Genomic DNA, 17,351 nt, shown 5'->3' with positions numbered 1-17,351 from the left:
GTCCGTCACGACTGTTCCTCCTCCGGTTCGAGCACGGCGAGCACCTCGCCGGCGTCGACCTGCTGGCCTGCCACCACGCGGATCTCGGCCACGGTCCCGCCGCAGGCCGTGACGACCCGGTGTTCCATCTTCATCGCCTCCAGCACGAGCAGTTCCGCGCCGGCCTCGACCCGCTGGCCCGCCTCGACGGCGACGCGCACGACGGTGCCCGGCATCGGCGCGACGGTCGCGCCCTGCACGGTCCGCTCGGTCGGATCGGGGAACCTTGGCACGGTGAGCAGGGCGACCGGCCCGAGCGGCGAGTCCACCTCGACGACCCTGCCCCGGTCGGTGTCGTAGCCGGCCACGGCGAACCGCTGCCGCACCCCGCTGAGGTCGAGCACGACGTGCAGGTCGCCGTCGGGGCCGTCGGTCACCGACACCAGGCCGGGCGCCGGGTGCCGGTACTCCACGTCGATGGTGTCCTCGTCGCGCGTGAACGAGGTCCGGTTGGGTTGCGAGACAAGGTTTCGCCAGCCGATGGGCAGGCCGGCGAGCACCGGGCGGTCGCGGTGCCGCCGGTGCGCCTCGGCCAACGCGGCGGCCATCGCGCTGTGCCGCACCGCGTCCGCGTCGGCCAGTGGGGCGGCGAGCGCGGCGAGGTCGTGCGTGTCCAGGAAGTCGGTCGCGGTGTCGCCGGCGAGGAAGTCCCTGTGGCGCAACACGGTGACCAGCAGTTCGCGGTTGGTGACCAGGCCGTGCAGGCGGGTGCCGGCGAGCGCGGCGGCCAGTCGGCGGGCCGCCGACGCGCGGTCGGGCCCCCACGCGATCAGCTTGGCCAGCATGGGGTCGTAGTGCACGCCGATCTCGTCGCCGTCACGGACTCCGCTGTCCAGCCGCAGCCCGTGCCCCGGCGGCACCGCGAACTCCGCGTCGACGCCCGGCACGGCGAAGCGCAGCAGCCGCCCGCTGGCCGGCCGCCAGTCCAGCGCCGGGTCCTCCGCGTACAGCCGGACCTCGATGGCGTGCCCGCTCGGCGTCGGCGGGTCGGCCGGCAGCCGCGCGCCCTCGGCGACCGCGAGCTGCCAGGCGACCAGGTCGAGGCCGAACACGCACTCGGTGACCGGATGTTCCACCTGGAGCCGGGTGTTGACCTCAAGGAAGTGGAACTCGCCGGTCGCGGACAGCAGGAACTCCACGGTGCCGGCGCCGACGTAGCCGATGGCCCGCGCCGCTGCCACCGCGGCCGCGCACAGCCGGTCCCTGGTGTCCTGGTCGACGCCGGGGCTCGGCGTCTCCTCGATGATCTTCTGGTGCCGCCGCTGGATGGAGCACTCGCGCTCGCCGAGCGCCCACACGGTGCCGTGCCGGTCGGCGAGCACCTGCACCTCGATGTGCCGCGCGCCCTCCAGCAGCGGCTCGCAGAACACCGTGCCGTCGCCGAAGGCCGACTCCGCCTCGCGGCGGGCGGCGGCGACCTGCTCTGGCAGTTCGGCGAGCGACCTGACCACCCGCATGCCTCGGCCGCCGCCGCCGGCGGACGCCTTGACCAGCAACGGGAGTTGACCGTCCATAACGGACTCCGGGTCCAGCTCCGGCAGCACCGGGACGCCGGCAGAGGCCATCCGCTTCTTGGCGGCGACCTTGGCGCCCATCACCTCGATGCAGTCCGGGTCTGGCCCGACCCAGGTGAGCCCCGCGGCCAGCACGGCCCGCGCGAAGGACGCGTTCTCCGAGAGGAAGCCGTAGCCGGGGTGCACGGCGTCGGCGCCGGCGGCCAGCGCGGCGGCCACCAGCGCGTCGCCGCGCAGGTAGGTCTCGGCCGGGGTGGCTCCCGGCAGCGGGACGACCGTGTCGGCCTCGGCCACGAACGTCGCGGCCGCGTCGGGGTCGGAGCACACGGCGACCGTGCCGACCCCGAGCGCGCGGCAGGTGCGGATCACCCTGCGGGCGATCTCGCCCCGGTTGGCGACGAGCAAACGCGAGATCATCGGTGCCTCACATCCGGAAGATGCCGTAGCCGTCCGCGCCCTTGACCGGTCCGCTGTGGATCGCGGACAGGCACAGGCCGAGCACGGTGCGGGTGTCACGGGGGTCGATCACGCCGTCGTCGTACAGGCGGCCGGACAGGAACTGCGCCAGCGACTGCGCCTCGATCTGCGACTCGACCATCTCACGCATGGCCGCGTCGTGTTCGTCGAGGTAGGGCTGCCCCTTGGCGGCGGCGGCCTGCCGCGCGACGATCGACAGCACGCCCGCGAGCTGCGCTGGCCCCATCACGGCGGACTTCGCGTTGGGCCAGGTGAACAGGAACCTCGGGTCGTAGGCCCGCCCGCACATGCCGTAGTTGCCGGCGCCGTAGGAGGCGCCGAGCACCACGGTCAGGTGCGGGACCTTGCTGTTGGACACCGCATTGATCATCATCGCGCCGTGCTTGATGATGCCGCCCTGCTCGTAGCGGGCGCCGACCATGTAGCCGGTGGTGTTCTGGAGGAACAGCAGCGGGGTGTCGGAGGCGTTGGCCAGCTGGATGAACTGGGTGGCCTTCTGGGCCTCCTCGCTGAACAGCACGCCGCGCGCGTTGGCCAGCACGCCGACGGGATAGCCGTGCACGGACGCCCAGCCGGTGACCAGACTCGTGCCGTAGCGGGGCTTGAACTCGTCGAAGTCGGAGCCGTCCACGATCCTCGCGATGACCTCGCGGGGATCGAAGGGCACTCGCAGGTCGGTCGGCACCAGGCCGAGCAGTTCCTCCGGGTCAAGGCGCGGCTCGCGCACCTCGGGCCGGGGCGGCGGACCCTGCTTGCGCCAGTTGAGCCTGGCCACCACGCGCCTGGCCAGCCGCAGCGCGTCCGCCTCGTCCTCGGCGACCAGGTCGGCGAGGCCGGACACGGTGCCGTGCATCTCCGCGCCGCCGAGCGCCTCGTCCTCGGCCTCCTCGCCGGTGGCCATCTTCACCAGCGGCGGACCGCCGAGGAACACCTTGGACCGGTCCTTGATCATGATCACGTAGTCGGACATGCCAGGCACGTAGGCCCCGCCAGCGGTGGCGTTGCCGAACACCGCGGTGATGGTGGGGATGCCGGCGGCGGAGAGCCTGGTGATGTCGCGGAAGACCCGGCCGCCCGGGATGAAGATCTCGCTCTGGCTCGGCAGGTCCGCGCCGCCCGACTCGACCAGGCTGACCACGGGCAGCCGGTTGGCGAGCGCGATGTCGTTGGCGCGCAGCGTCTTGCGCAGCGTCCACGGGTTGCTCGCGCCGCCGCGCACGGTCGGGTCGTTGGCCACGACGAGGCACTCGACACCCTCGATGACGCCGATGCCGGTGACCACGCTCGCGCCGACCTGGTAGTCGGTGCCCCAGGCCGCCAGCGCGGACAGCTCCAGGAACGGCGAGTCCTCGTCGAGCAGCAGCTCGATCCGTTCCCTGGCCAGCAGCTTGCCCCTGGCCCGGTGCCGGTCGGTGTACTTGGCGCCGCCGCCGGCCACCGCCCTGGCCTGCTCGGTGTCCAGCTCGGCGAGCTTGGCCAGCAGCGTGTCACGGTTGCGGCGGTAGTCGTCCGACCGTGTGTCCACTGTGGACCGCAGAGCCTGTGGTGCCGCTGTCATGCCGTGAACCCCATTCGCCGTGCGGCCAGTTCCGTCAGGATCTCGGTGGTGCCGCCGCCGATACCGAGAATGCGGGCGTCCCGGTAGTGCCGCTCCACCTCGGCGTCGCGCAGGTAGCCCGCGCCGCCGTGCAGCTGGACGGCGGCGTCGACGACGAACGAGCAGGCGTCCACGGCGGAGTTCTTCGCCAGGCACACCTCGGCGACGCGCTCCCGGCCGCCGGCGACCATCGCGGCGACCTCCCTGGTGTAGGTGCGGGCCAGCGCGGTCCGCTGCGCCATCTCGACCAGGCGGTGCCGCACCACCTGGCGGGAGACCAGCGGCCTGCCGAATGTCTCACGCAGCCGCACCCAGTCCAGGGCGAGGTCGAGGCAGCGCTGCGCGGTGGCGTACGCCTGCACCGCCATCGACAGGCGCTCCACCTGGAACTGCCGCATGATCAGCGCGAAGCCGCCGTCCCGCTCACCGACCAGGTTCGCCGCGGGCACCCGAACATCCACATAGGACAGTTCGGCGGTGTCCGAGCAGTGCCAGCCCATCTTCTCCAGCGGCCTGGTCACGGTGAACCCCGGCGTGCCGCGCTCGACGACGAGCAGGCTGACGCCGCCGTGCCCCGGCCCGCCGGTGCGCACGGCCGTCGTCACGAAGTCGGCGCGACAGCCGGAGGTGATGAACGCCTTCGAGCCGTTGACGACGTAGTGGTCGCCGTCGCGGACGGCGGTGGTGCGGATCGCGGCGACGTCCGAGCCGCCGCCGGGTTCGGTGACCGCGAGCGACCCGATCAGCCTGCCGGCGAGCGTTGGCCGGACGAACCGGTCGATCAGGCCGGGGTCGCCGGTGTCGACGATGTGCGGCAGCGCGATGCCGTGCGTGAACAGCCCGGCGATCAGCCCCGATGAGCCGCCCGCCTGGATGATCTCCTCGTTCAGCACCACGGTGTCCAGCAGCGTGCCGCCGCTGCCGCCGACCGCCTCGGGGAAGCCGATGCCGAGCAGGCCGACCTCGGCGGCGCGCTCGTGCAGCGATCTCGGCAGCTCGCCGGCCCGCTCCCAGTCGGCCAGGTGCGGGCGGACCTCCTCGGTCACGAACCGGCGCACCGACTCGCGCAGCTGCCGACGCTCTGCGGTCTCGAACAGGTCGCCGGTAACGGGCTCGGCATCGACCGATGTTCCTGTCACAGCAGCACCTCCGGGATGTCGACCAGCCGCGACCGCAGCCACTCGCCGAGCGCCTTGGCCTGCGGGTCGAACCGCGTGGAGGCCGCAACGCCGTCGCCGAGGATGCCGTGCAGCACGAAGTTCAGCGCCCGCAGCTCGGGCAGTTCGTACCGGTCGACGGCGAGCTCGGCGGCCTCCGGCAGCAGTTCGCGCAGCCGGGGCACGGTCAGCTCGTGCGCGAGCCACCGGTACGCGTCGTCGCCGCGCACCCACACGCCGAGGTTCGCGTCGCCGCCCTTGTCGCCGGACCGCGCGCCGACCAGGCGGCCCAACGGGACGCGGCGGGTCGGGCCGTCCGCGAGCGGCTGCGGCTGCGCCACCGGGGCCGGTTGGTCCAGCGGCCTGGTCTCGGCGGGCGGCGGCACCGGCACGCGGCGGCCGGTCGGCAGCACCGCGGTGTGCGCGACCGCGTCGTGCGGGACGTGGGCGGCCGAGAAGACGCCGAACGGCGTGCCGTCCGACGGCGGCGCGGTGACGTGGAAGCCGGGGTAGGACGCGAGCGCCAGCTCGATGCCGGCGCGGGAGAACTCCTTGGCGCGCTTGGGTTCCGTGGTCTTGATCGTCACGTGCAGCAGCGCGCTCGCGGTCTCCTCCGACTCGGCGTCGGGGTGGTCGGTGCGGGCCAGTGTCCAGGTCAGCCCGTCCGCGCCGACGGCGGCCTCCAGCTGCCGCCTCGCCACGTCGGCCTTGGCCTCGATGTCCAGGCCGCACAACACGAACGTGGCGCTGTTGCGGAAGCCGCCGAGCGTGTTGAGGCAGACCTTCGCGGTCGGCGGCGGCGGTGTGCCGCGCACGCCGCTGATCCGCACCCGGTCCGGGCCGTCCTGGGTCAGCCGAGCGGTGTCAAACCGGGCGACCACGTCCGGCCCCGCGTAGTTCGGGCCCGCGATCTCGTAGAGCAGCTGGGCGGTGACGGTGTCGACGGTGACCGCGCCGCCGGTGCCGGCGTGCTTGGTGATCACGGCCGAGCCGTCGGCGTGCAGCTCGGCGAACGGGAAGCCGGGCACGTCCTTGCTCGGCAGGTCCTTGAAGAACGCGAAGTTGCCGCCGGTCACCTGCGGGCCGCACTCCAGCACGTGGCCGGCCACGGTCGCGCCGGCCAGCGCGTCCCAGTCCCTTCTGTCCCAACCGAAGTGCGCCGCCGCGGGCCCGGCGACCAGCGCCGCGTCGGTGACCCGGCCGGTCACCACCACGTCGGCGCCGGCCGCGAGACACTCCGCGATGCCCCAGCCTCCGAGGTAGGCGTTCGCGGTCAGCACACCGGGAAAGCCCAGCTCGTCGGCGCGGTCGAGCAGGTCGTCGCCCTCGACGTGGGCGACCTGCACGCGCAGGCCGACCCGGTCGGCCAGCTCGCGGACCGCGTCGGCCAGCCCGGCCGGATTCAAGCCGCCTGCGTTGGCCACGATCCGGACGCCCTTGTCGACCGCCAGCCAGAGGCCGTCCTCCAGCTGACGCAGGAAGGTGCTCGCGTAGCCCCGCGTCGGGTCCTTCATCCGTTGCCGGCCAAGGATGAGCATGGTCAGCTCGGCCAGGTAGTCGCCGGTGAGGACGTCGAGCCTGCCGCCTTCCAGCATCTCCCGGAACGCGGTGAACCGGTCGCCGTAGAAACCGGAGGCGTTGCCGACGCGCAGCACGTCGGGGTCGCGGCCGATCACGCGAACTGCCCTGCCTTCCTACCGGCCCCAGGCGGACCGGCGAACGCCTGCGCGATCGGCAGCCAGCGGGCCGCGGTCTCGCCGCGCACGGTCAGTGCGAGGTCGTCGAGGTGCCGGCGTTGCGTGGCCAACAGGCAGAAGTCCACCGCCGACCCGGTGACGCGGTCGTTCGCGTCCTCCGGCCCCCAGCTCCACGCCTCCCCCGCCGGACCGGTCAGCTCGACCCGCACGGGATCTGTCGGCGCGGGCAGGTCGTGCAGCGCGAACACGAAACCCATGGTGCGAATGCCGATGTGCGAGATGTGTCGCAGCCGCGCGGTCGGCTCCCTGCGCACGCCGAGCGCGTCCGCGACGTCCTGGCCGTGCGCCCAGGTCTCCATGATCCGCGCGGTCGCCATCGACGCGGGGCTCATCGGCGGCCCGAACCACGGGATCTTGACCCCCGGCGGCACGTCGGCCAACGCGGCGGCGAGCCCGGCCCGGCGGCCCCGCCAGTCGGCCAGCAGCTCGGCGGGCGGCAGCGCCGCGCCCTCGGCTGCGGTCGACTCGACGTAGTCGGCCGACCGGCTCATCGCCGTCCGGACGGAGTCGGCGAAGGCGGTCCCGTCGGTGACGGCGAGCACCGAGACCCGGTCGGTCCAAGCCAGGTGCGAGATCTGGTGCGCGATGTTCCAGCCCTGCGCCGGGGTCGGCGTGCCCCAGGCGTCGTCGGGCAGGCCGGAGACGAGCGTGTCCAGGTCCTCGCCCTCGGCGCGGAGGTCGTCGAGCACGGTCGCGACGTCGATCATGTGCCAGCCCTTCCCAGTTCCTGGTCCACCATGGCCGCCCACTGCCGGACGATGCGGGCGCGTCGTTTGCTGTCGTCGGTGAGCTGGTTGGCGAGCGCGAGCCCCCGGCAGAGGTCGAGCGTGGCCTGCACCGCCTCGCGCACGCCGGGCCGCGCCTCGTCGGCACCGAGCAGTTCGACCGTCAGCCGGTGGGTCTCTCGGCCGAGCCGGACCTCCAGCGGCACGACCACGGTCCTCAGCTCGGGATCGGTGCGCGCGGCCACCCACAGTTCGAGGGCCGCGGTGAACAGGTCGCTGGCGAAGAAGTCCGCGATCAGCGTGACCACGGCGGTGGTCCGGTCGGCCGCGTCGGCGACCTGCTCGGCCCTGGCCTTGAGGTGCTGGACGCTCTCCGCACCGACGTGCTCCACGGCGGCGGCGACCAGTTCGCCCCTGGTCCGGAAGTGGTGCAGCTGCGCGCCGCGAGACACCCCGGCCCGCTCCGCGACCAGCGTCGTCGTCGTGCCCGACCAGCCGCGCTCCACCAGGCACTCCACGGTCGCGACCATCAGCTTGCGCCGGGTCTCGCGACTGCGGTCCGCCTGCCGTTGCCTCGTCTCGGTCACCACGGGTTCGAGTGTGCTGGCTCACTAACAAACAGTCAAGACTGCTTTTTAGTTGTCGGACCACACGGATCCGACGGCTTCCGGAAGCGGAACGTCCGCAATGAGACCTACGGTGCCGCCATGACCGACAACGAGCGCCCCTGGGAACCGCCCCTCGCCGGCACCGAGGTCGAGCACCTCGTCGGCGCGTTGGAGCGTCTGCGCACGACCTTCCGCTGGAAGGCCGACGACCTCGACCCGGCTGGGCTGCGGACCTCCGTCGGTGCCTCCTCGCTGACCCTCGGCGGCCTGCTCAAGCACCTGGCGCGCGCCGAGGATCAGATGTTCAGCACCAAGCTCAGCGGTGCGCCGGTCGGCGCGCCGTGGCACGCCGTCGACTGGGCCACCGACCCCGACTGGGACTTCGACTCGGCCGCCGACGACACCCCGGAACAGCTCTACGCGCTCTGGGACGACACCGTCGAACGGTCCAGGGCCAGGCTCGACGCCGCCCTGGCCGACGGCGGACTCGACCAGCTCGTCCATCTTGCGTGGCCCGACGGCCGCCGCGCCAGCCTGCGGCGCCTGGTGTGCGACCTGATCGAGGAGTACGGCCGGCACACCGGCCACGCCGACCTGCTCCGCGAGGCCATCGACGGGCGCGTCGGTGAGGACCCGCCGGCCGGCTGGCGCGCCAGGGTCGGCTGACCCCGTCGTCGGCCGCAGTCGGCGAGGTAGCGCGCCTCCGCCGGTCAGCGTCCGTGTACCGCGGCGGCTCGCGACGCGGAACTCCTTCGGGCGCATGGACGTTACGGGTGCATGGCGGCTGCGCTGTTCGAGTGGAGCATTCCCGGCTGGATGGTGCTGTTGGTCGTCGTCGGCGCGTACGAGCTGATGCGGGACCGGCGCAGGAAGCGCACCAAGCCCCGGCTGTCGGGGACCTACATCGACGAGTACACGGCGATCTTCTACGGCACGAAGCGCGTCGAGCTCGACCACCGGGACTCGATGTCGATGATGCGCGAGGAGGAGGCCCAGGGCGCCCCGCCGAGGAACGGGGTCGACCTGGATCGCGGGATCGTGATCCTGCGGCCGGAGGAGTTCGGCCAGGGCAGGGCGGCCGGTCGATAGCGGTCGGGTCAGGACGCCCTCGCCACCGGACGAGGATTACCTTCTCCCCCATGGCTTCCCTGGAGCGGACCACGGCTCGGCTGCGCCTGCGTCGCGTCACCATGGCGGACCTCGACGCGTTCGTCGCGCTCGAAACCGCGCTGCGGGCTGCCGAGGAGCCGCCGCGCGAACCGCCGGCCGTGGCGAGCTCCGCCGGCTACCTCGCCGACTTCGCGCGCGTGTGGGATCGCGGCGAACTCGGCTACTGGGCCATCGAGTTCCTCGGGCAGGTCGCGGGCTTCGGCGGCGTCCAGCCCAAGCTCTGGCGGGACCGGCGCTGCTGGAACCTCTACTACCGCGTCGACCCGGCTTTCCGGGGGCTGGGCATCGCGACGGAGACCGCGCGCGAGGCCGTCGCAGCGGGTTCCTCGGTGCACCCCGGGTGGCCGGTCCTGGTGGAAACCCGGCCATGGAACACCGCGGCCATCACGGTCGCGGAGCGCGCCGGGCTCACCCGCCAACCGACGCGGGACGGCGACGAACACGCGGTGCTGCTGCTGGAAACCGCGTTGGGGCGAAACGACGACGCAACATAGGGTGGAACCTTCGTCGTCGAAGGGAAGCGTCCGCCGTGACCACCGAACGAATCGGCCCGCCCAGCATCGCGGACGAGCGCGAGATGATGCGCGCCTTCCTCGACTTCCATCGCGCGACGCTGTCGATGAAGTGCGACGGCCTGACCGACGACGAACTGCGCGAGCAGTCGATGCCGCCGTCGACGCTGTCGCTGCTCGGCCTGGTGCGGCACATGGCCGAGGTGGAGCGCACCTGGTTCCGCCGCGTGATCAACCGCGAGGACATCCCGCTCGTGTGGTCCGACGAGATGGACTACCAGGTCGCCTACGACGCGAGCGCGTCGACGCGGTCCGAGGCCTTCGCGGCCTGGCAGGCGGAGGTCGAGCACTCCCGCCGGATCGAGCGGGAGGCGGAGTCCCTCGACGTCATCGGCCACCAGCCGCGCTGGGGCGAGGACGTGTCGCTCCGGCTGGTGATGCTGCACATGATGCACGAGTACGCCAGGCACAACGGCCACGCCGACCTCCTGCGCGAGGGAGTCGACGGGACCGTCGGAGCGTGATTCGGGACGGCAGGGACATCGTTGTCGGGCTTGTGTGATCTGCTCGGGTCATGACCGAACTCGTGGTGTCGCTGCCCGATCTCGTGCGCCAGTGGCAGCTGGGATGGGGGCTGGCCAAGGGCCTCGCGCCGGCAGCGGAGGCGCGCGGCGGGCTGCACGTCGTCCTCGGGCAGCCCGGCCGGCACCGCGAGGTCGTCGCGGTGCGCCCGGACGAGGACCCCGACTCGCTGCGGGACCTCGCCGAGGAGGTCGCCGCCTCGGCCGACGCCGACTGGCTCACCGTGCCGACCAACCGTCCCGAGGAGGCCACGGCGGTGCTGCTGGCCGCCGGGCTGACGCTGCTGGACCGGCCGGAGTGGCTGATGACCACCGACCTGGCCGGGCACCCGACGCAGGCCGCCCCCGAGCCGTACGCCGTCACCACCACGGTGGCGGGGCCGGTGATCGAGGCCGAGGTCAGGGACGCGTCCGGGACGGTGGCGGCCAGGGGCACCATGGGCGTCGCCGGAACCGAGGCCGTCGCGCACAACATCCGCACCGACCCCGAGCACCGGCGCCTCGGCCTGGCCAGCGTGGTGATGAGCGCCCTCGTGCTGCGGGCGCGCGAGCGGGGCGCGACGGCCGGGTTGCTGATTGCCAGCGCGGACGGCCAGCACCTGTATTCGGCGTTGGGCTGGGTGCGCCGCGCGACCATCCTGATCGCCAGGAACGCCAGGGCCGCCACGGGTTGATCCCGTCGGCGTTCAGTCGGTGAGGTCGCGGTAGTAGAAGTACATCGGTTCGGGTGCACCTGGTTCGGTGTGGCGGAAGCCGTGGGCTTCGTAGAAGCGGCGGGCGTCGGTGTCGACGCCGTCGACGTTGATCTGTAGTTCCTCGGCACCGCGGGTGCGGGCCAGGTGACAGGTGGCTTCCAGCAGGGCGTGGCCGAGGCGGTGGCGGCGCAGGGCGGGCTGGACGTACAGCTCCTCCAGCAGGGCCACCGGTCCGTCGGTCCACACGGCGGGGCGGAAGGAGACGACCGCGACGCCGGTGGCCGGGTTGCCGCTCAGCAGGGCAACCAGGTCACCGCCGGTCAGGGTGCGACGCAGGCGTGCGGTGAGGATCTCGATTCCCGGTGTGGGCGTGTCGAATTCGCGATTGAAGGCGTCCAACAGCGTGGCAACGGTGGCCGCGTCGGCCGCTGCGGCCGTGCGGATCTGTCGATCCAGCTCTTGCCTGGTCATCCAGGCAGCATCGCAGCGGATGATTACGGTCGCAACGCCATGGAAAGGTGCAGGCTGGCCCGCACCAGCGGGCCAGCCACCTGAGTTCTCAGACGCTCGCTCCGGCCGTCTCGACGCCGAGATGGCCGCCGTGGTGTTTCGGCGAGTCGACCTCGTCGAGCAGCGCGATCGCGAAGTCGGCGTAGGAGATCCGGCTGTCCGCCGCCGCAGGGGCGAGGCGGTAGCCGCCGGTGCGCGGGCCGCCGTGGTCGAAGTCGCCTGCCGGGCTGAGGACCACCCAGTCGACCTCGGTCGCCGCCGCTCCGAGTGCCCGCACGCCGGCCGCGTGCCCGAGGTAGAAGGCGCGGTACTCCTGCGGGTAGCCGGGCGTGTCCATCAACAGCGCCCCGGACGACGTCTCCAGGACGGAGGCGAGGCCGACCGCGACCAGCCTGCCGACCCCGGCCTTGCTCAGCCCGTCGAGCAGGGCGCGGGCCGCCCCGGTGAAGAACTCCTCGAACCGCGCGGTGAGGTCGACCGCCGCGGTGATCGCCGCGTCGTGGCCCGCGGCGGCCTCGGCGATCCTGGCGGCGTCGGTGACATCGCCCGCGACGAGCCGGACGCCATCCTCGGCGAGATCCTGGTGCCCCGCCGGGTTCCTGACGACGGCGGTCACCTCGTGGCCGCGCCGCCGCGCCTCCGTGACGGCCGCCCGCCCGGCCCGACCACCCGCGCCGAAAACGATGATCCTGCCCATCGGTGCACCTCCGGTTCGTGCGGCCGGGCCTGATCGCCGACCGCTGTCCGGACGGTAGCCAGGCACCCGGTTACCAAAGGGGTACCAACTACTGTTGAGCCGTGACCACGCCACTTGACCCGGACATGTTCGACCCGGTCTGCCCGTCGGACCTGTCGCCGATCCGCTTCGGTGACAAGTGGGCCGGCCTGATCATCCGTTGCCTCGAGGACGGCCCCCGGCGGTTCTCCGAGCTGCGTGTGCCGCTGCGCGGCGTCACCGCGAAGGTGCTCACGCAGTCGCTGCGCGCCCTCGAACGCGACGGCCTGATCGCGCGCGCCGAGCACCCGACGCCGGTGCGCCGCGTCGAGTACGCGCTGACCCCGCTCGGCCGCAGCATGCTCGGGCCGATGGCCGCCGCGTGCGAGTGGACGGCGGAGCACTGGGACGAGCTGCTCGACGCGCGCGAGGCGTCGATGTCGTTGCGCAGCGCCAACTAACACCGCCCAGCTACCAGGCGCGGCCGGCCGGCAGGTCGGCCAGCTGCGGCGTCGACAGGTGCAGGACCTGGTAGCGCTTCTCCTCCGTGGCCGGGGATTCGTTCTCCCACAACGTGAAGCGGGTCAGCTCCCAGTGTTGCGGGTTGATCGCCAGCGCGGCCGAGTGCACTCCCGCGCCTACCGCGTGGTCGGCCAGCTCGGCGAGCGCGCGCTCCACCGCGCCAACGGGGTCGGCGCCTGCGGGCAGCGGCTCGGTGTGCCGGCTCGCGGCGCGCGGGACGGTCGCGTTGGCGGGACCCCGTTCCAGCGCCACGCCGGTCCAGTTCAGCACCGATGGCCGGCCGAAGTCCGCCACGATGCCCTGGAATCCCCCGCCGCCCCACAGGAAGCGGTTCATGCCGTCGACGGCGTGCCACAGGTAGAACGGCGCGTACTGGTTGACCGGTGAGCCGTCGACGCCGCGCTCGCGCATGAGGTACGCCTTGAGCCCGAGCCCGGCGAAGTCGTCGAGCAGGTGCCCCCTGGTGGCCACCCGGTTGCGGATGATGCCCATGTCGTAGTCGGCGGGCAGGGTGATCTCGTACTGCATCGCGTACATGAGCTGGCCGTTCTCGTGTCGGGATCTTCTCGCCAACCAGAATGTACATACTAGTAGGTACAGACTCAAGCGGCGACCGCGCCGAGAGCGCCGACCGCCCGATCCGGACCGGCAGCCCGAGCCGGGTCGCGCGTCAGCCCAGTTGGTCCACTGTGGACAGTTGGCGGCGGACGGCGTCGGCCTCCGCGCCCCGGTGCTGGTCGAGGTAGAGGTCGAGCGCCTGCCGCCACGCCTCGCGGGCCTCGGTGTGCTCGCCGAGCGCCGCGTGCGCGGCCCCGAGGTGGTCGAGGGTGGTGGCCTCGCCATAGCGGTAGCCGAGGTCGCGCCGCAACGCCAGCGCGTGCCGGTAGTGGTCGACGGCGTCGGTGTGTCGGCGGGTGTGGTGGGCGATGTAGCCAAGGCTGTCCAGCGTCGCCGCCTCGCCCTCGCGGTGTCGGTGCCGCCGGTGCAGGTCAAGCGCCCGCTCGCAGGACGCGGCTGCCTCCGCGTAGTCGCCGACCCTGGCCTGGTACCAGCCGACGGCGCTGAGCGCGTCGGCCAGCGGCACCGGACTGTCCAAGCCGGAAAGCAGCCGCAGCGCGTGCCGGGCGTGGTCGAGCGCGCTGTGGTCGTCGCCCCGCTGCGCCAACGCCATCGCCAGGAAGCGGTGCGTGTGGCCCTGCCCGAGCACGTCACCGGTCCGCTCGGTGATGGCGAGGCACCGGCGCAGGTAGCCGAGGGACTCGTCGTGCCGGCCGAGCTGCGAGCAGGCGAGGGCGAGCAGGCGCAGCGCGGGGGTCTGCATGGTCGGCTCGTCGAGCCGGTCGGCGGCGGCGAGCCCGGCCCGCCAGGTGTCGAGGTGGCAGTGCACGTGGCCGCGCCGCAGGTGGAAGGAGTCCAACGTCCTGGCCAGCCGCCACACCTCCACGTGCCGGCGCTCGTCGACGGCCAGTCGCTGCGCGGCCAGCAGGCACGGGTGTTCGGCCGCGAACCAGGACAGCGCCGCGTCCTCGTCCGGCAGCGGGCAGGCCACCGCACCCTCGGCCGACGGCTCCAGTTCGAGCGGCGGCCGGTGCGGGTACAGCAGTCGGTCGCCGGCCCAGGACGCGCGGACGTAGTAGTCCAGCAGCCGCGTCACGGCCCGCGTGCGCGCGGCCGGCGAGTCGGCCCGCTGCGCGGTCTGCCTGGCGTGCTGGCGCAGCAGGTCGTGGAACTGGTACCGCTCCGGCGCGGGCTGCCGCAGCAGGTGCACGTCGACCAGGTCCTCCAGCAGTCGCTCGGCCTCCCCCACCGGCAGGTCGGCGAGCGCGGCGGCGGCGCGCACGTCGAAGTCCGGGCCGGGATGCAGCCCGAGCAGCCGGAACAACCGCTGCTGCGCGGCGGTCAGGTGGCGGTAGGACAGCGCGAACGCGGCGGCCACGCTGCGGTCGCCCGCGGTCAGCTCGGACAGCCCGCTGTGCCCCTGGGCCAACCGTTCCACGAGATGCTGGACCGTCCACATCGGACGGCTGCGCAACCGGGCCGCGGCGACCCTGATCGCCAGCGGCAGCTGGCCGCACAGCCGCATCACCTCGGGGACCAGCGCCGACTCCGGGGCGATCCGGCCGGCGCCGACGATCGCGGTGAACATGGTCTCGGCATCCACGGCCGGCAGCACGTCCAACGACAGCGTCCTGGCGATCTCCAGGTCGGCCAGCCTGCGGCGGCTGGTGATCAGCGCGAGGCACTGCGGCGTACCAGGCAGCAGCGGCCGGACCTGGGCCGCGGTGGCGGCGTTGTCCAGCACCAGCAGGGCACGCCGCTCGGCCAGTTCGGCGCGCCAGAGCGCGGACCGATCGTCCAGGGCCGTGGGGATCCGGTCGCCCGGCACGCCGAGCGCGCGCAGCAGCACGTCCAGCGCGGCCATGGGTTCGACGACGTTCTGATCGGTGGTGTGGCCATGCAGGTCGATGAACAGCTGGGCGTCGGGATAGCGGTCGGCGAGCTGGTGCGCCGCGTGCACCGCCAGCGTCGTCTTGCCGATGCCGGCCATGCCGTCCACGGCCGCGATGACCACCGCCGTCGCGCCGTCGCGGCCGTTGTCCGCCAGCACGGCGACCAGCCTGCGCACCTCGGTGTCCCGCCCGGTGAAGTCGGCGATGTCGCCGGGCAGGTCGTTGCGGCCGGCCTGGCGGGCCGCCCCGGCCGGCGCTGGCAGGTCGCGGTCGCCGCGCAGGATCCGTTGGTGCAGTTGACACAGCTCCGGCCCCGGGTCGACGCCGAGTTCGTCGGCGAGGGTGCGCCGGGTGTCGTCGAAGACCCGGAGCGCGTCGGCCTGCCGGCCGGCCAGGTGCAGCGCCAGCATGAGCTGGCCGCGCAGGCGTTCGCGCAGCGGATGGTCCGCGACGAGCTCGCGCAGCTCGGGCACCAGCTCGGCGGCCCGGTGCAGCGCGAGGTCGACGGACAGCCGTTCCTCAAGCGCCACAAGGCGTTCCTCCGCGAGCCGGTCCGCCTGCGCCGCGAGGTGCCTGCCGGGCAACGCGACCAGCGGCGCGCCCCGCCACAGCGCCAACGCGGCGCGCAGCTGGTCGGCCGCCTCCGACAGCCTGCCCGAGCCCGCCGCCGTGCGGGCCCCGGCCACCCGCGCCCGGAACACGTCGAGGTCGAGTTCGGCGGGCTCGGTGTCGAGCCGGTAGCCAGAGGAGCCCGGCACGAAGGCGAGGCGCTGCTCCGCGCCGGGCTCGGCGGCGGCCAGCGCCTGCCGCAGCCGGAACACGGCGGTCTGTAGGGTGGCGCTCGCCCTGGCCGGCGGGTCGTCGGCCCACACGGCGTCCACCAGCGTGTCGACCGGCACGACCCGGTTGGCCTGCAACAACAACACCGACAACAGCGCGGTCTGTTTGGTGCCGAGCCGCAGGCGACCAGCAGACCCCTCGGCCTCGACCGGGCCCAGGATTCGGAACTCCATCGCGCCTCCGGTCGCCGATCAACCCAGGGGAACACCCACTGTAGTCGGGCGGGAACGGACAGCTTCGAGGCCGCAGGAGAACCGGGGCGAATCAGGCATCCACGCGGCCCCGAACGGGCAGCCGAGCCCGCCGCCTTTCACAGCAGCGTCAACTGTTCCGGGTCGACGAGCGCAGGCTTCGGCGCGCCGCTCGGCAGACTGCCGTCGGGCCAGCCGACCTCGTCCGTGCCCAGCTCCTGCCGCGTGTGCGGGCCGAGGCCGTGCCGACGCACCAGCGGCCCCACCCTGGTGGCGAGCCTGCGCCGGTACCGGCGGTCGGCGTAGCTGCCGTCGCCGTAGAGCTCCCGGTACCGCGCAAGGAGTTCGGGGCGTTCGCGGCGTAGCCAGGCCGCGAACCACTCGCGCGTGCCGGGACGAAGGTGCAGCGCCAGCACCGTGACGCCGGTCGCGCCGGCATCGGCGACGGCCGCCAGCAGGGCGTCGAGCTGGTCGACGGAGTCGGTCAGGCCGGGCAGGACGGGGGCGACGAACACGCCGCAGGGCAGGCCCGCCTCGCGGACCTTGCGGACCAGGTCGAGCCGCGCCTGCGGGCTCGGCGTGCCAGGTTCCAAGGTCTGCTGGAGATCCCGGTCGAGCAACGCGATGGAGACCCCGATGCCGACCGACACATCCTCGGCGGCCGAGGCCAGCAGCGGCAGGTCCCGCGCCAGCACGGTGCCTTTGGTGAGGATGGAGAACGGCGTGCCCGACGCGGCCAGCGACCGGATGATGCCCGGCATGAGCCGGTACCGGCCCTCCGCGCGTTGGTACGGATCGGTGTTGGTGCCCATCGCGACGTGCTCGTGCTGCCACTTGGCCGACCGGACCTGCTTGTCCAGCACCTCGGCGGCGTTGACCTTCACCACGACCTGGTTGTCGAAGTCGCGGCCAGCGTCGAAGTCCAGGTATGTATGGGAATTGCGAGCGAAGCAGTAGGTGCAGGCGTGGGAGCAGCCCCGGTACGGGTTCACCGTCCAGCCGAACGGCATCCGAGACCCGCTGGGCACTCGGTTGAGCACCGACCGCGCCCGCACCTCGTGGAACGTCACCCCGGCGAACTCCGGGGCCGGGCTGACCACCGTCTGGATCAGACCGGGTATGGCCTGGTCACCGCTGCCGACTCGCTGACGTTCCCAACGCATGCCCCATTCGAACATGCGTTCGAATGGGGGTCAACTCGACGCATCGCGAGACCGTGCACCACCTGGCCCTGGTGAGTAACGCCGCGCTCGGCCGAGCCGAACCACAGGGCGTGGAAGCGAGCCGGGTG

At 72.9% G+C, this 17,351-nt stretch carries 17 protein-coding genes; 6 read left to right on the top strand and 11 right to left on the bottom strand.

The annotated features are described in order from the left end of the window. Positions 1-5: 5 nt before the first annotated feature. From F0L68_RS14840 to F0L68_RS14815, 6 genes are read right to left on the bottom strand one after another with little or no spacing between them, the layout of a single operon-like run. A complete protein-coding gene (locus tag F0L68_RS14840) occupies positions 6-1,970 on the bottom strand; it encodes an acetyl/propionyl/methylcrotonyl-CoA carboxylase subunit alpha (RefSeq protein WP_149850134.1) in 1,965 nt (654 codons plus the stop codon). Positions 1,971-1,977: 7 nt separating this feature from the next. Beyond that, the gene (locus F0L68_RS14835; protein ID WP_149850133.1) at positions 1,978-3,588 is read right to left on the bottom strand and encodes an acyl-CoA carboxylase subunit beta; all 1,611 of its coding nucleotides are present in this window, start codon (positions 3,586-3,588) and stop codon (positions 1,978-1,980) included. Then, positions 3,585-4,766, bottom strand: a complete 1,182-nt coding sequence (locus tag F0L68_RS14830) for an acyl-CoA dehydrogenase family protein (protein WP_149850132.1) — start codon at positions 4,764-4,766, stop codon at positions 3,585-3,587. The genes F0L68_RS14835 and F0L68_RS14830 overlap by 4 nt, the downstream gene beginning before the upstream one ends. After that, positions 4,763-6,439 carry an acyclic terpene utilization AtuA family protein gene (locus F0L68_RS14825; protein ID WP_149850181.1) on the bottom strand — a complete coding sequence of 559 codons (1,677 nt, stop codon included), beginning with the start codon at positions 6,437-6,439 and terminating at the stop codon, positions 4,763-4,765. The genes F0L68_RS14830 and F0L68_RS14825 overlap by 4 nt, the downstream gene beginning before the upstream one ends. A gap of 17 nt (positions 6,440-6,456) precedes the next feature. Next, complete coding sequence (locus F0L68_RS14820; protein ID WP_149850131.1) at positions 6,457-7,248, bottom strand: TIGR03084 family metal-binding protein; 792 nt, start codon at positions 7,246-7,248, stop codon at positions 6,457-6,459. Beyond that, a complete protein-coding gene (locus tag F0L68_RS14815; protein WP_223198800.1) occupies positions 7,245-7,856 on the bottom strand; it encodes a TetR/AcrR family transcriptional regulator in 612 nt (203 codons plus the stop codon). Before F0L68_RS14815 ends, F0L68_RS14820 begins: the two co-directional genes overlap by 4 nt. Before the next feature lie 117 nt (positions 7,857-7,973). On the opposite strand from F0L68_RS14815, the gene F0L68_RS14810 reads away from it, so the two are divergent. From F0L68_RS14810 to F0L68_RS14790, 5 genes are all read left to right on the top strand, one after another. After that, on the top strand, positions 7,974-8,540 hold the full coding sequence (locus F0L68_RS14810; RefSeq protein ID WP_149850130.1) for a mycothiol transferase: 567 nt from the start codon (positions 7,974-7,976) through the stop codon (positions 8,538-8,540). 111 nt (positions 8,541-8,651) lie between these two features. Further along, positions 8,652-8,963, top strand: a complete 312-nt coding sequence (locus F0L68_RS14805) for a DUF6191 domain-containing protein (protein ID WP_149850129.1) — start codon at positions 8,652-8,654, stop codon at positions 8,961-8,963. Between the two features lie 50 nt (positions 8,964-9,013). Further along, a complete protein-coding gene (locus F0L68_RS14800; RefSeq protein WP_149850128.1) occupies positions 9,014-9,538 on the top strand; it encodes a GNAT family N-acetyltransferase in 525 nt (174 codons plus the stop codon). Between the two features lie 35 nt (positions 9,539-9,573). Beyond that, on the top strand, positions 9,574-10,080 hold the full coding sequence (locus F0L68_RS14795) for a DinB family protein (RefSeq protein WP_149850127.1): 507 nt from the start codon (positions 9,574-9,576) through the stop codon (positions 10,078-10,080). 50 nt (positions 10,081-10,130) lie between these two features. Further along, positions 10,131-10,811 (top strand): GNAT family N-acetyltransferase, encoded by a 681-nt coding sequence (locus F0L68_RS14790; RefSeq protein ID WP_149850126.1) that lies wholly within the window; start codon positions 10,131-10,133, stop codon positions 10,809-10,811. A gap of 12 nt (positions 10,812-10,823) precedes the next feature. Here the strand turns inward: F0L68_RS14790 and F0L68_RS14785 are convergent, their stop codons facing one another. After that, the gene (locus F0L68_RS14785) at positions 10,824-11,303 is read right to left on the bottom strand and encodes a GNAT family N-acetyltransferase (protein ID WP_149850125.1); all 480 of its coding nucleotides are present in this window, start codon (positions 11,301-11,303) and stop codon (positions 10,824-10,826) included. An 88-nt stretch (positions 11,304-11,391) separates the two neighbouring features. After that, positions 11,392-12,039 (bottom strand): NAD(P)-dependent oxidoreductase, encoded by a 648-nt coding sequence (locus F0L68_RS14780; protein ID WP_149850124.1) that lies wholly within the window; start codon positions 12,037-12,039, stop codon positions 11,392-11,394. A 101-nt stretch (positions 12,040-12,140) separates the two neighbouring features. Here F0L68_RS14780 and F0L68_RS14775 point away from each other — a divergent pair, with 101 nt between their 5' ends. Then, entirely contained in the window at positions 12,141-12,518 is a 378-nt protein-coding gene (locus F0L68_RS14775; protein WP_149850123.1) for a winged helix-turn-helix transcriptional regulator, read from the top strand. A 10-nt stretch (positions 12,519-12,528) separates the two neighbouring features. Here F0L68_RS14775 and F0L68_RS14770 read toward each other — a convergent pair whose 3' ends face one another. From F0L68_RS14770 to F0L68_RS14760, 3 genes are all read right to left on the bottom strand, one after another. Continuing rightward, a complete protein-coding gene (locus tag F0L68_RS14770) occupies positions 12,529-13,152 on the bottom strand; it encodes a DUF4865 family protein (RefSeq protein WP_223198799.1) in 624 nt (207 codons plus the stop codon). Positions 13,153-13,249: 97 nt separating this feature from the next. Beyond that, entirely contained in the window at positions 13,250-16,042 is a 2,793-nt protein-coding gene (locus F0L68_RS14765) for an AfsR/SARP family transcriptional regulator (RefSeq protein WP_149850122.1), read from the bottom strand. A 137-nt stretch (positions 16,043-16,179) separates the two neighbouring features. Further along, positions 16,180-17,223 (bottom strand): Rv2578c family radical SAM protein, encoded by a 1,044-nt coding sequence (locus F0L68_RS14760; protein WP_149850121.1) that lies wholly within the window; start codon positions 17,221-17,223, stop codon positions 16,180-16,182. Positions 17,224-17,351 lie beyond the last annotated feature (128 nt).

It is taken from the genome of Solihabitans fulvus (genome assembly GCF_008386585.1).
GTDB lineage: Bacteria > Actinomycetota > Actinomycetes > Mycobacteriales > Pseudonocardiaceae > Solihabitans > Solihabitans fulvus.
Note: the sequence above shows the minus strand (reverse complement) of the source record. Positions and strands in the feature narration are given on the sequence as shown.